Genomic DNA, 12,971 nt, shown 5'->3' with positions numbered 1-12,971 from the left:
CCTCTCCCGGGCCTGCCCTCACTGCGATTGCCAACTATAGAGCGACCCGCCAGAATGGAAGCAACGACAACAGGCAGGCAGGCATGTTCCGATTTCTGAAGTATCTTCTGATCCTCGCTGTCATCGGGGCGATCGGCCTGTTGGGCTATTCCTACCTGATGGAGCCCGAGACCGCGCCGCGAAGCGACCGGATCGAGATCGATGCGGGCTAGCGCCGCGGCGCTGGCGCTGATCCTCGCCGCGCCGGCTCCCGCGCAGGAGGCCCCGGCCTCGGCGATCCCCTGGCTGTCCGACAGCCTCGCGAATCGCGGCGCCGCCCCGCGCGCCGACGAGCCGGAGGCGACGCCGCTGACGCAGACCGACGTCACCGTCTCCTCGCTCGCGGGCACGCGCCGCGACGCCGTTGGGCTGCTGCCGGTCGCGCTGACCGGCCTGCCGCGCGAAACCTTCGCGGGCTCCGACCCCGCCCGGCTCGAGGCGCTGCTGCGCGCCCAGCCCGGCGGCGCGTTGCCCGCGATCCGCGAACTGGTCCTGATGCTGCTCTTGGCCGAGCTCGACGGGCCGCGCGCCGCCGCCGATCCCGATCGGCTGTTCCTAGCGCGCATCGACGCGCTTCTCGAGATGGGCGCGCTGGACCAGGCGCAGGCGCTGCTCGAACGCGCGGGCGCCACTGATCCGGCCGCGTTCCGGCGCTGGTGGGACACCTCGCTCCTGACCGGCTTCGACACCCGCGCCTGCGACGCGATGGCGGCCAATCCCGGCGTCGCCCCGACCCTGCCCGCGCGCATCTTCTGCCTGGTGCGCGGCGGCGACTACCCGGCGGCGCTTCTGACGCTGGACACCGGGCGCGCCATCGGCGCCATCTCGGCGGAGGAGGACCTGCTGCTGGCGCAGTTCCTCGACCCCGAGCTTTTCGAGGGCGAACCGCCACCCCCCGCCCCGCGCCCGATGACGCCCTTGGCCTTCCGCCTGCTCGACGGGATCGGCGAGACGCCTGCCACGCGCGACCTGCCGCTGGCCTTCGCAGCCGCCGACCTGCGCCCTACGACCGGCTGGAAGGCGCAGATCGAGGCGGCGGAGCGGCTGGTCCGCGCCGGCACGCTCGACCCCAATCGGCTGCTCGCGCTCTATACCGAGCGGCGGCCCGCGGCCTCGGGCGGGGTCTGGGACCGCGCGGCGGCGATCCAGCGCCTCGATACCGCGCTGCTCTCGGGCGAGACGGACAAGGTCGCGGACGCGCTGCCCGAGGCGATGGCGCGGATGCGCGACGCGGGGCTTCTGGTGGCCTTCGCCGAGCTCTACGGCGCGCGGCTCGCCCGGCTGGACCTGCCGCGGGAGGCGGCGGCGCTGGCGCTGCGCGCGGGGCTTCTGTCGGAAAGCTACGAAGCCGCCGCCCGCGGCGCGGCGCCCGCCGATCCGCGCGACGCCTTCGCCGCCGCCATCGCCCGGGGCGAGATGCCCTCTCCCCCGCCGGGTGTCCTGCCCGCCGCCATCGCCGACGGCCTGACCGGCGACCCGCCCGGAGACCTGTCGCGCCTGGTGGCCGAAGACCGGCTGGGCGAGGCGCTCTTGCGGACCGCCCTGATGCTGGAGGACGGCCCCGGCTCCGACCCGCAGGACATCGCCGACGCGCTGGCCTTCCTGCGCTCCATCGGGCTGATCGACACGGCCCGCCGCGCGGCGCTGCAACTGCTCTTGCTGGCATGAGCTGGATCGACCGCTTTCTCGAGGCGCAGGCCGCCGAACGGGGCGCGGCGCTGAATTCGCTCCTGGCCTATCGCCGCGACCTCGAGGATTTCGCCGCCCATCTGGGCGCGCGCGGCCTCGACCTGGCCGGGGCCGGCCGCGGCGATATCGAGGGCTATCTCGTCGCCTGCGAGGCCGAGGGCCTGGCCGCCGCCACGCGCGCCCGGCGGCTCTCGGCCATTCGTGGCCTCTATCGCTTCGCCCATGAGGAGGGGCTGCGCGCCGACGATCCCGCGATCCGCATCAGCGGGCCCGCCAAGCCCAAGGCGCTGCCCAAGACGCTGTCGCCCGAGCAGGTGAACGCGCTGCTCGATGCCGCCGAGGCGATGGGCAAATCCGAGGCCGAGCGGCTCCGCGACACCTGCCTGATGCAGCTTCTATACGCGACGGGCATGCGCGTGACCGAACTGGTCGGCCTGCCCGTCACCGCCGCGCGCGGCGATCCCCGGATGCTGCTGGTGCGCGGCAAGGGCGGCAAGGAACGGCTGGTCCCGCTCTCGCCGCCCGCCCGCAACGCGCTGCGCGCCTGGCTCGCGCAGCGCGACGCCGAGGCCGAGGCCGCGCGCGTCGAGACGGGGGCCCCGCCCTCGCCGCATCTCTTCCCGTCGCGCGGCAAGGCCGGCCACCTGACGCGGGTCTGGTTCCACAGCCGCATCAAGGCGCTGGCGGCCCATGCCGGGATCGACCCGGCGCGCGTCAGCCCTCACGTGCTGCGCCACGCCTTCGCCACGCATCTTCTGTCCGGCGGCGCCGACCTGCGCGCGATCCAGGCGATGCTGGGCCATGCCGACATCTCGACCACCGAGATCTACACCCATGTGCTCGAGTCGCGGCTGCGCGATCTGGTGCTGACGCATCACCCCTTGGCCGAGCGCTGATCGCCGCCGCAGCCGCCGCTTGAACGCGTCCCGCCGCGCCCCCATAACGCGCGGATGGAAAACACACTGATGACGATGGGCTGGGGCACCGCGCTGGGGATCGCCGGCGCGATCCTGTTCCTTCTGGCCATGTCCGCCTTCTTTTCGGGCTCCGAGACGGCGCTCACCGCCGCGTCCCGCGCCAAGCTGCGCAGCCAGGCCGACAAGGGTCAGGCCGGCGCCGCCCGCGCGCTCATGGTGACCGAGGATAACGAGCGGCTGATCGGCTCGGTGCTTCTGGGCAACAACATCGTCAACATCCTCGCGGCCTCGCTCGCGACCGCGCTCTTCACCGCGATCTTCGGCGAAGGCGGCGTCGCTGTGGCGACACTGGTGATGACCGCGCTGGTCCTGATCTTCGCCGAGGTTCTGCCCAAGACCTACGCCATCTCGAACCCCGAGATGGCCGCCTCGCGCGTGGCGCCCGTGATCGCCGTGGTGATCCGCGTCTTCAGCCCCGTGGTCGGCGCCGTGCGCGCGCTGGTCCGCGCGATCCTGCGCGTCTTCGGCGTCGATATCGACCCCGATGCCGACATCATGTCCGCGCATGAGGAAATCGTCGGCGCAATCACGCTGGGCCATACCGAGGGCGGCGTCGAGAAGGAGGACCGCGACCGCCTGCTGGGCGCGCTCGATCTGGGCGAGCGCTTCGTGGAGGAGATCATGCTCCACCGCTCGGGCATCGAGATGGTCGATGTCGACAGCCCCCCGGCCGAGATCCTCGACCAGTGCCTGAACTCGCGCCACACCCGCCTGCCCGTCTACCGCGAGGAGCCGGAGAACATCATCGGCGTCGTCCACGCCAAGGACCTGCTGCGCGCCATCGACCGGCTGGTGCGCGGCGATGGCGGCGGCATCGAGGCGCTGAAGGATTTCCGCCTGCAGGACGTGATGATGGAGCCCTATTTCGTCCCCGAGACGACGACGCTCGACGACCAGATGCGCGAATTCCTCAAGCGGCACACGCATTTCGCGCTCGTGGTGGACGAATACGGCGCGCTGCAGGGCTTGATAACACTCGAGGACATCCTCGAGGAGATCGTGGGCGAGATTACCGACGAGTACGACCAACCGGAGGAGCCGCTTCTGACGCCCGATGCCGACGGCACCTACCTGATCGACGGGGCCATGACGATCCGCGACCTCAACCGCGCGACCGACTGGAGCCTGCCCGACGAGGAGGCGAACACCGTGGCGGGGCTCGTCATCCACGAGGCGCAGACCATCCCCACGCAGGGCCAGGTCTTCAGCTTCCACGGCTTCCGCTTCGAAGTCGCGGGGCGCGAGGCGAACCGGATCACCCAGCTCAGGATCCGTCCGCTGGGCTGACGGTCGGGGTGGCGCGTGTTACGCTGCGTCATCTCCTCCCGACCGCAGGCCGCCCATGCCCCCATCGCTCCGCCGTCTCGCCGCGCTCGCCCTGACGCTCGGCCTCGCCGCCCCCGCGCTCGCGCAGGAATACGTCCCCCCGGGCCCGAATGACGGGGCCGCGGCCGCCCAGCCCGCGACCGGGGACGCGCCCGAAATCGCAACCGCGGATCCCGTGTCCGATCCGCCCGAGCCCGATGCGGCATCCGGCGGGCCCGACGCCACCACGCCCGGCAACGGCCCCGGCGACGCCCCCGTCTTCGTCACCGAGACCCGCACGGGCGACCCGTTCGGCCTGTTGCCCGACATGGGCGCGGAGTTCGCGCCCTCGGCCGAGACTCGCGCTGCAATCGACCGCTACATCCTCGAGCAGTATCGCGGCGCGATCCTCGAACAGCGTCACCGCAACGCCGTCTTTACCTGGCACCGCGCCTCGTCGCAGATCATCTTCGTGATGGTGCTGGTCGTCGTCGCCGCCGGGCTGGGCTTCTCCTGGCTGCAATTCAAGCGCGGCGCCGAGGACGGGGCGGCGCCCGAGACCACGAGCTTCGAGGCGTCGCAGAGCGGGCTGAAGCTGTCCTCGCCCGTGCTCGGCGTCATCATCCTCGCGATGTCGCTGGTGTTCTTCTATCTCTACCTGGTGCACGTCTACCCGGTGCGCGTGCTGAACTAGGCGCGGATCACCCTGTCTCGGCGGGGACGGCGGCGACCGCATGGGGCGGGTTCCACAGCCGCAGCCCGTTCGCCTTGGGGTGCCCGAAGGCGGTGGGATGCAGCGCCTCGCTGTCGTCGATGCCGGTCGTGCGCCGCCCGCGCGTCACGAAGATCCAGCCCAGCCCGCGCCAGTTCCCCGCCGAAGGCGCGTCCCGGCGATGCGGAAAGCGGCCGCGCCAATTCGCCGGCAGCTCCAGCCCAACCGATTCCAGCCGCTCCAGCATCCAGACCAGCGGCACGTTGGCCAGCGGCCGCGCCGCGTCGTAGCCGTAGAGCTGCCCGCCCAGATCGCCATGCGTGCCGCGGAACCATAGTTGCTCGACCGTCGCGGTGCGGGTGCCATGCGTGCGCCAGCGGTCGAGCTTGTAGGCGCGCCGGGTCTCGTCCAGCGCCATGGCGTGGAATCCCCAGCCGACGCTCTGGCCCAGCCGGTGCGAGCGGAAGGCGTGGACCTGTGGAAAGAGCCGCCACAGGATCGGCCAGCGGATGCCCACCGCCTGCACCGTGTCGAACACCCCCACCGCGGTGATCCGCGCCCGCGGGTGGCAGAGCCGCGCGGCGAAGCTGCGCGACGCGGCGCGGGTCGGGTCCTCGCGGTAGTGGTGATAGGCCTCCCAGACGGTGTCGTCATTGACATGCTCGGGCTGCAAAAGCCCCACCCGGTCGATCATCCCCGACAGCGCCCGCGCCGCGTAGGCCCCGCGCGAATAGCCCAACAGGAAGACCCGGTCGCCGGGCAGGTAGCTGGTGGCGAGCCAGGCATAGGCGCGGCGGATCTGCGCGTTGATGCCGACGCCGGCCATCAGCTCGGGCAGCGCGCGCCAGCCGCGCCAGCCGATCCCCGGCTCGTAATGCAGGCAATGCGCGCCCTGCGCCTCCAGCATCTTGAAGATCAGCCCGATCGACGTCTCGCGCCCCGGCTCGACCGAACTGAGCGTGCCGTCCAAGAGGATCACATGAGTCCGCGCGGACGGGACGGGGCGGTCGACCGCCGCCTTCCGCCCCAGTCCGCGCAGCCAGTTCAGCACGCGCTCACTCCGCCGCGATGGCGCTTTCGGCCTGCTGCAGCATCGACCAGACGCGCGCGGGGGTGAACGGCATGTCCACCTCGCGGATGCCCACGGGCCAGAGCGCGTCGAGCGCGGCATTGGCCACCGCCGCCATCGCGCCCACGGTTCCCGCTTCGCCGCAGCCCTTCATGCCCAGCACGTTCTGCGTCGAGGGCACCGGTTCCGAATAGAAGGCGATCATCGGCAGGCCCACGGCGCGCGGCATGCCGTAATCCATGAAGCTCGCCGTCAGAAGCTGGCCGTCCTCGTCGTAGACCACGTGCTCGGACACGGCCTGGCCGATGCCCTGCGCCACGCCGCCATGGACCTGACCCTCGGCCAGCATCGGGTTCATCAGGTTCCCGAAATCATCGACGACGGTGTATTTCACGACCTCCAGGTTGCCGGTCGCGCGGTCGATCTCGACCTCGCAGAGATGCGCGCCGTTGGGATAGGAGCGCCCGGGCAGCGTCGTCGTCTCGCGCGTCTTCAGAAGGTCGGTCCGCCCCGCAGCGCGCGCCTTCGCGGCCGCCTCCAGCACGGTCATCACCACGTTTGAACCGGGCGAGCGGAACTGCCCGTCCTCGAAGGCGACCTCCGCCACCTGCAGCGTCTCGGCGACGAAGGGGGTGAATTTCTCGACCACCTTCTCGGCGGTGGCGCGGTTCGCGGTGCCTTGCGTCGTCACCGAGCGCGAGCCACCGGTGCCGCCGCCCTTGGCGATCCGGTCGCTGTCGCCCTGCACGATGTCGATCATGTCGGCGTCGACGCCCAGATCGGTGGCGAGGAACTGGCGATAGACCGTCTCGTGCCCCTGCCCGTTCGACTGCGTGCCGACATAGAGCGACACGCGCCCGTCCTCGGTGAACTCGATCTCGGCGGTCTCGGACGGGTCGCCCAGGATCGACTCGATGTAGTAGCAGAGCCCCAGCCCGCGCAGCTTGCCTGCCGCCGCGCCGGCATCGCGGCGCGCCGCGAACCCGTCGACATCGGCCTCGGCCATCGCGCGGCTCAGCACGCGGTCGAAATCGCCCACGTCATAGGTCTCGCCCATCGCGGTCGCGTAGGGAAACTGATCGGGCCGGATGAAGGATTTCCGGCGCAGCTCGAACCGGTCCACGCCCAGCTCTTTGGCGGCGAAATCCATCGCGCGTTCCAGGATGAAGATCGCCTCGGGGCGGCCCGCGCCGCGATAGGCGTCGACCTGGGTGGTATTGGTGAAGACCCCCTTCGAGCGCATATAGCAGGCCTGCACGTCATAGACGCCGGGCATCACCTTCGAGAACAGCTCTGACTGGATGTTCTGCGCATAGCCGGAATTGTAGGCGCCCATATTGGCCACGTTGGTCGAGCGGTAGGCCACCAGCTTGAGGTTCTCGTCGAAACCCAGCTCGGCCGTCTGCACCAGATCGCGGCCGGCATTGTCCGACAGCATCGCCTCGGAGCGGTCGCTCATCCAGCGCACCGGGCGGTCCAGCTTGCGCGCCGCATGGGCGACCAGGAACATCTCCGGATAGCCCATCGCCTTCATGCCGAAGCCGCCCCCCACATCCGGGTTGGTGACCCGCACGTCGGCTTCCTTCAGACCCAGCGTGGTGGCGAGCTGGCGCTTCGGCCCCCAGACGCCCTGCCCGTTCACGCAGACATGCAGACGGCCGTCTTCGATCTCCGCCCAGGCGCCGCGCGGCTCCAGTGAGGCGCAGATGATGCGGTTGTCCTGCGCGGTCAGGCGCACGACCTTGTGGGCGGTGTTCAGCGCGGCCTCGGTCGCGTCGGCATCGCCCTTCTCCCAATCATAGGCCAGGTTGCCCGGCGCCTCGGGATGGATCTCGGGCCCGCCCTCGGCCACGTCGACCTTCACGGGCAGCTCGTCGATATCGAGCTCGATCAGCTCGGCGGCGTCGCGCGCCGCCTCCAGCGTGTCGGCCACCACGAAGGCGACCGGCTCGCCCACGAAGCGCACGCGCCCATTGGCCAGAAGCGGCCGTGTCGGCGTGGCGCCCTTGGTGCCGTCGCGATTTTCCGCCGGCGTGGTCGAGATGTGGTTCTTCACGCCATCGGCCTCGATCCGCGCGGCGGTGAGCACCAGGTGGACGCCCGGCGCGGCCTCGGCCTCGGACACGTCCAGCGTCGCGATCTCGCCATGCGCGACCTGCGAGCGCAGCACATAGGCCCGCAAGGCCCCCGCCGGCGCGCGGTCGTCGACATAGGAGCCGCCCCCCGTCAGCAGGCGCGGATCCTCGGCGCGGCGGTTCGATTGGCTCAGGCCGAACTTTTCCATGACAGTCTCCGGGAGGGTTTGCAGTCGCGCCGGACCTTAGCGAGGCGGGCTCTGCTGTCCAGAGTGGCGAATTGTCCGGAGCCGGGTGTCGCGGCTCAGGACGGGCCGGCCGCCTCGTCCTCGGAGGCGGGCGGCAGGACACGCGTCATCAGCGCGATGATCGCCCGTTCGCGCGCCGGCCGCTCCAGATCGCCCAGGCTGTGCATCCGCCCCGAGGCCAGAAGATCCGCGATCCCGTGGATCATTCCCCAGCAGGCCCAGATATCGGGCTGCACCGCCTCGACCTCGCGCCGGGCCAGCGCGGCGACCCGCGCGGTCATCGAGCCATAGGCCGCCCCGCCCGCGCGCTCCAGCTCCGGCGCGGCGTGATCGGGCCGGTCGGAGGAGAAGCACAGCCGGAACAGCGCCGTGTGCTCGCGCGCGAAATCGACATAGGCCAGCCCGTAGGCCAGTAGCTCCCCACGAAGGTCGCCCTCAGGCACGCCCACCGCCCGGGCGTCCTGCATCGCCACCAGCCGGTCGAAGCCGCGCGCCGCGAGCGCCGTCAGGAGCCCGCCCGCGTCCTTGAAGTGATGCGCGGGGGCGGCGTGGCTGACCCCGGCGCGCGCGGCGACCTTGCGAAGCGAGAAGCCTTCGACCCCCCGCTCCGACAGCTCTGCCTCGGCGGCGTCCAGAAGCGCGGCGCGCAGGTCGCCGTGGTGATAGGCGCGCGGCGGCGCGGTGGTTTGATCGGGGGTCGTCGGTGCGGTCATGGGCCCCTCTTACCGCCGAAACCTGACAGCGTCAAAATTATTTCTTGACGCTGCAAAGATCTCGCACCCACCCTCTCCTAGTCATCGTCAAGATCGGCCACGAGAATCCCCGTCCTCGGCCCGCCGCCCTGATCGAAAGGAGACCCCCGCATGACCGTCGCCACCTTCACCCCCCACCCGCCGACCCAGCGCCTGACCGAGGATGCGCCACTGCTGGCCCGCGCCGGCGCGTTTCTCCTGCTTCTCTGCCTGCCCCTCATGCTCGTGTCGCTGACCGACACCCGCCTCGCCGACGGCACGATCGCCGGGCGCAATCCGCTCGAGACGGCCGCCGCGCTTGGGCTCTACCTGTTGACGCTGGCCTGGTCGGCGCGCTTCCTGCCGCCGCGCCTGCGGCACGCGGGCTGGATGCGGCGGCTCGACCGGATCGTGGTCGCCGCCGCGGCCGCCGAATTCGCCTGGGTCGCATCCGTCGCGGCGCTGGGCCTCCGCGCGCAGGCCGACGCCGCCGCTCCGATCGTCGCCGCGATCGCGCCGGCCATGGGCCTTCTCGCCCTCGTCCTGACCTCCGGCGCGTTGATCCGGGGCGCGCTACTGCTGCGCCATGGCTGGGGCGAGATCGAGCGCGCCGCCGGCTGGGCCTTCGTCGCCACTTTCGTCCTGACTGTGCCCATCGCGATGGCGCTCTCCGCCGCCCCGGTCGAGGGCCCGGGCCTGCCGCCCTTCGGCTGGACGCTGATGCCGGGCGACCTGCGCCCCGCGCATCTCGCCGCCTTCCACGCGATGCAGATCGTGCCGCTCGCCGCGCTGGCGCTCTCGGCGCTGGGCCGGCTGCCCTACGGCACCGGCGCCGCGATGACGGCCCTCTGGTCGGCGGCCACGCTGGCCCTCGCGGCCTACGGGATGGGCTGGACCGGGCTGCCCCCGCTGCTCTGAAGGGTTTCCCTTGGCCCACCATAAGGCTATCCGGGCGCGCGACACATGCCGCGCGCCCGCCCCGGCGCGCGCCCCGGACGGAGCCGCCCGATGACCATGAACAAGACCTTCAACGCGGCCGAGGCCGAGGCCCGCATCCGCGCCGCCTGGAGCGAGGCCCGCTGCTTCGCCGCCGGCGCGAACGCTAAGCCCGGCAAGCCAACCTTCTCGATCCTGATCCCGCCGCCCAACGTCACCGGCAGCCTGCATATGGGCCACGCCTTCAACAACACGCTGCAGGACATCCTGACGCGCTGGCACCGGATGCGCGGCTTCGACACGCTCTGGCAGCCGGGCACCGATCACGCAGGCATCGCCACGCAGATGGTCACCGAACGCGAAATGGCCGCCAACCAGGAGCCGTCGCGCACCGAGATGGGCCGCGACGTCTTCCTCGACCGCGTCTGGCAGCAGAAGCGCAAATCCCGCGGCAACATCCGCGAACAGCTCGAACGGCTGGGCGCGTCCGCGGATTGGGACCGCGAGGCCTTCACCATGGCCGGCGCACCCGGCGATATCGACGGCACCCCGGGCGGACAGAACTTCCACGACGCGGTCATCAAGGTCTTCGTCGAGATGTACGAGAAGGGGCTGATCTATCGCGGCAAGCGGCTGGTCAATTGGGACCCGCATTTCGAGACCGCGATCTCGGATCTCGAGGTCGAGAATGTCGAGACCCCGGGCCACATGTGGCACTTCAAATACCCGCTCGCCGGCGGCGAGACCTATGAATATGTCGAGCGCGACGAAGACGGGAACGTCCTCTTCACCGAGACCCGCGACTGGATCTCCATCGCCACGACGCGGCCCGAGACGATGCTGGGCGACGGCGCGGTCGCGGTCCATCCGTCGGACGAGCGCTACGCGCCCATCGTCGGCAAGCTCTGCGAGATCCCGGTCGGGCCCAAGGCCCATCGCCGGCAGATCCCGATCATCACCGACGAGTATCCGGATCCCGATTTCGGCTCGGGTGCGGTCAAGATCACCGGCGCGCACGACTTCAACGACTACGCGGTTGCCAAGCGCAACGAGATCCCCTGCTACCGGCTGATGGACACGACCGGCGCGATGCGCGACGACGGCGCGCCTTATGCGCAGGCCGCGAAGACGGCGGCACAGCTGCGCGACCATTCCATCGGCATGAGCGAGGGTGAGATCGACGCGATCAACCTCGTCCCCGATCACCTGCGCGGGCTCGACCGCTTCGAGGCGCGCATGCGCGTCGTTGCGGAGATCACTGTCGAAGGCCTGGCCGTCATGGTCCCCGAGACCGATCCGCGGCTGGGCGCGGCCAAGCGCACGCCGCTCGCGCCCGAGGAAGGCGGCGAGACGCGCACGTCCGAGTTGGTCCCGCTGGTCGAGGCCAAGCCCATCATGCAGCCCTATGGCGATCGCTCGAAGGTCGTGATCGAGCCGATGCTGACCGACCAGTGGTTCGTCGCCACCGACAAGATCGTCCAGCCCGCCATCGACGCCGTTGGTGACGGCACCGTGAGGATCATGCCGGAGGCCGACCGCAAGGTCTATTTCCACTGGCTCGAGAATATCGAGCCCTGGTGCATCTCGCGCCAGCTCTGGTGGGGCCACCAGGTTCCGGTCTGGTACACGCTGGATCCGGACGGCGATTCCGACTGGCTGCCGATCTGCGCGCCCTCGGAGGCGGAGGCGCTGCGCCACCTGCGGCTGATCCACGGCGAGGATGCCGATATCCGCTTCGTCGATGACGAGGACGCGGCGCTGGAGGTTCTGGGCCACGATCTCGAGGGGCTGAACACCCGCACCGAGGGCAAGATCCGCCAGAAACAGGGGCCGCAGATCATCCCCGCCTTCCGCGACCCGGACGTCCTCGACACCTGGTTCTCGTCAGGGCTCTGGCCGCTCGGCACGCTGGGCTGGCCCGAGCAGACCGAGGCGCTGGAGAAATACTACCCCACATCCGTCCTCGTCACCGGCTTCGACATCCTGTTCTTCTGGGTCGCCCGGATGATGATGATGCAGCTCGCCGTCACCGATGACAGCCTGCCCGTCGAACGGCGCGTCCCCTTCCGCGATGTCTATGTCCATGCGCTCGTCCGCGACGAGAAAGGCAAGAAGATGTCGAAATCGCTGGGCAACGTGCTGGACCCCTTGGACCTGATCGACGAGTTTGGCGCCGATGCGGTCCGCTTCACGCTGGCCGCCATGGCGGCGATGGGGCGCGACCTGAAGCTCTCGACCGACCGGATCGCGGGTTACCGCAATTTCGGCACCAAGCTCTGGAACGCGGTGCGCTTCGCCGAGATGAACGGCGTGACCTTCGGGGCGACGTCCGCCCCCGCCGCGCCCGGGAACATGACCGAGACCCTCAATCGCTGGATCGTGGGCGAGACCGCGCGGACCCGCGCCGAGGTCGATGCCGCACTCGCCGCTTACCGTTTCGACGAGGCCGCGGGCGCGCTCTACCGCTTCGTCTGGAACGTGGTTTGCGACTGGTATGTCGAGTTCTCCAAGCCGCTCCTGCAGACCGAGGGCCCCGCGACGGCCGAAACCCGCGCCACCATGGCCTGGGTCCTGGAGCAATGCATGACGCTGCTGCACCCGTTCATGCCATTCGTCACCGAGGAGCTGTGGCAGGTCACCGGCCATGACGGGATGCTGGTCCATGGCGACTGGCCCGAGGCGCTGGAGCCCGCGGAGGCCGTCGATGCGGAGGCGGAATCCGAGATCCGCTGGCTCATCGCCTTCATCGAGGCGGTGCGCTCGGCGCGCGCGCAGATGAACGTGCCCGCGGGCGCGACGATCCCGGTCGTCGCCGTCGAATGGTCCGACACGGCGCGGCAGGCGGCCGAGGCGAACATGGCGCTGATCCAGCGCCTCGCCCGGATCGACGGCATCACCGAGGGCGCGGCGCCGAAAGGGGCGATCGCCGTCACCGCCGGTGCCGACCGCTTCGCCCTGCCGCTGGGCGACGTCATAGACGTGGCCGCCGAGCGCGCGCGGCTCGAGAAGCAGGCCGCCAAGCTCGACAAGGAGATCAAGGGGCTGCAGGGCCGGGCCGAGAACCCGAACTTCGCCGCCTCCGCCCCGCCCGAGGTGGTCGAGGAGACGCGCGCCAATCTCGACGCCCGCCGCTCGGAACGGGCCGCCCTGCAACGCGCGCTGGACAGCCTCGCCGAACTCGGGTGACGCT

General features: G+C 70.6%; 10 protein-coding genes. 7 read left to right on the top strand and 3 right to left on the bottom strand.

The window, feature by feature from the left end:
- Window positions 1-83 precede the first annotated feature (83 nt).
- Genes P8627_RS15530 through P8627_RS15510 form a run of 5 tightly spaced genes read left to right on the top strand, consistent with a single transcriptional unit; the run spans window position 84 to window position 4,704 of the window.
- The gene (locus tag P8627_RS15530) at window positions 84-212 is read left to right on the top strand and encodes a hypothetical protein (RefSeq protein WP_279965164.1); all 129 of its coding nucleotides are present in this window, start codon (window positions 84-86) and stop codon (window positions 210-212) included.
- Complete coding sequence (locus P8627_RS15525; protein WP_279965163.1) at window positions 202-1,707, top strand: hypothetical protein; 1,506 nt, start codon at window positions 202-204, stop codon at window positions 1,705-1,707. Before P8627_RS15530 ends, P8627_RS15525 begins: the two co-directional genes overlap by 11 nt.
- On the top strand, window positions 1,704-2,624 hold the full coding sequence (locus P8627_RS15520; protein WP_279965162.1) for a site-specific tyrosine recombinase XerD: 921 nt from the start codon (window positions 1,704-1,706) through the stop codon (window positions 2,622-2,624). The genes P8627_RS15525 and P8627_RS15520 overlap by 4 nt, the downstream gene beginning before the upstream one ends.
- Before the next feature lie 54 nt (window positions 2,625-2,678).
- Window positions 2,679-3,992, top strand: a complete 1,314-nt coding sequence (locus tag P8627_RS15515; RefSeq protein WP_279965161.1) for an HlyC/CorC family transporter — start codon at window positions 2,679-2,681, stop codon at window positions 3,990-3,992.
- A 55-nt stretch (window positions 3,993-4,047) separates the two neighbouring features.
- Window positions 4,048-4,704 (top strand): hypothetical protein, encoded by a 657-nt coding sequence (locus tag P8627_RS15510; protein WP_279965160.1) that lies wholly within the window; start codon window positions 4,048-4,050, stop codon window positions 4,702-4,704.
- A gap of 7 nt (window positions 4,705-4,711) precedes the next feature.
- On the opposite strand, the gene P8627_RS15505 is transcribed toward P8627_RS15510, so the two are convergent.
- The 3 genes from P8627_RS15505 to P8627_RS15495 all read right to left on the bottom strand — a co-directional run bounded on the left by P8627_RS15505 (window position 4,712) and on the right by P8627_RS15495 (window position 8,827).
- A complete protein-coding gene (locus P8627_RS15505; protein ID WP_279965159.1) occupies window positions 4,712-5,773 on the bottom strand; it encodes a DUF2235 domain-containing protein in 1,062 nt (353 codons plus the stop codon).
- A gap of 4 nt (window positions 5,774-5,777) precedes the next feature.
- Window positions 5,778-8,075 (bottom strand): xanthine dehydrogenase family protein molybdopterin-binding subunit, encoded by a 2,298-nt coding sequence (locus P8627_RS15500; RefSeq protein ID WP_279965158.1) that lies wholly within the window; start codon window positions 8,073-8,075, stop codon window positions 5,778-5,780.
- 95 nt (window positions 8,076-8,170) lie between these two features.
- Entirely contained in the window at window positions 8,171-8,827 is a 657-nt protein-coding gene (locus P8627_RS15495; protein WP_279965157.1) for a TetR/AcrR family transcriptional regulator, read from the bottom strand.
- 150 nt (window positions 8,828-8,977) lie between these two features.
- On the opposite strand from P8627_RS15495, the gene P8627_RS15490 reads away from it, so the two are divergent.
- Together P8627_RS15490 and P8627_RS15485 are read left to right on the top strand one after the other, a co-directional pair.
- Window positions 8,978-9,763, top strand: a complete 786-nt coding sequence (locus P8627_RS15490) for a hypothetical protein (RefSeq protein WP_279965156.1) — start codon at window positions 8,978-8,980, stop codon at window positions 9,761-9,763.
- Between the two features lie 90 nt (window positions 9,764-9,853).
- Window positions 9,854-12,967: a valine--tRNA ligase gene (locus P8627_RS15485; RefSeq protein ID WP_279965155.1), complete on the top strand. Its 3,114-nt coding sequence runs from the start codon at window positions 9,854-9,856 to the stop codon at window positions 12,965-12,967.
- Window positions 12,968-12,971 lie beyond the last annotated feature (4 nt).

Origin of the sequence: Jannaschia sp. GRR-S6-38, from assembly GCF_029853695.1 — a bacterium.
Lineage (GTDB): Bacteria > Pseudomonadota > Alphaproteobacteria > Rhodobacterales > Rhodobacteraceae > Jannaschia > Jannaschia ovalis.
Note: the sequence above shows the minus strand (reverse complement) of the source record. Positions and strands in the feature narration are given on the sequence as shown.

Excerpts from the sequence above, each read along its gene's own strand:
- P8627_RS15520 (WP_279965162.1), top strand. The coding sequence starts at position 1,704 with ATGAGCTGGATCGACCGCTTTCTCGAGGCGCAGGCCGCCGAACGGGGC.
- P8627_RS15500 (WP_279965158.1), bottom strand. The coding sequence starts at position 8,075 with ATGGAAAAGTTCGGCCTGAGCCAATCGAACCGCCGCGCCGAGGATCCG.
- P8627_RS15530 (WP_279965164.1), top strand. The coding sequence starts at position 84 with ATGTTCCGATTTCTGAAGTATCTTCTGATCCTCGCTGTCATCGGGGCG.
- P8627_RS15490 (WP_279965156.1), top strand. The coding sequence starts at position 8,978 with ATGACCGTCGCCACCTTCACCCCCCACCCGCCGACCCAGCGCCTGACC.
- P8627_RS15495 (WP_279965157.1), bottom strand. The coding sequence starts at position 8,827 with ATGACCGCACCGACGACCCCCGATCAAACCACCGCGCCGCCGCGCGCC.
- P8627_RS15515 (WP_279965161.1), top strand. The coding sequence starts at position 2,679 with ATGGAAAACACACTGATGACGATGGGCTGGGGCACCGCGCTGGGGATC.
- P8627_RS15525 (WP_279965163.1), top strand. The coding sequence starts at position 202 with ATGCGGGCTAGCGCCGCGGCGCTGGCGCTGATCCTCGCCGCGCCGGCT.
- P8627_RS15485 (WP_279965155.1), top strand. The coding sequence starts at position 9,854 with ATGACCATGAACAAGACCTTCAACGCGGCCGAGGCCGAGGCCCGCATC.
- P8627_RS15510 (WP_279965160.1), top strand. The coding sequence starts at position 4,048 with ATGCCCCCATCGCTCCGCCGTCTCGCCGCGCTCGCCCTGACGCTCGGC.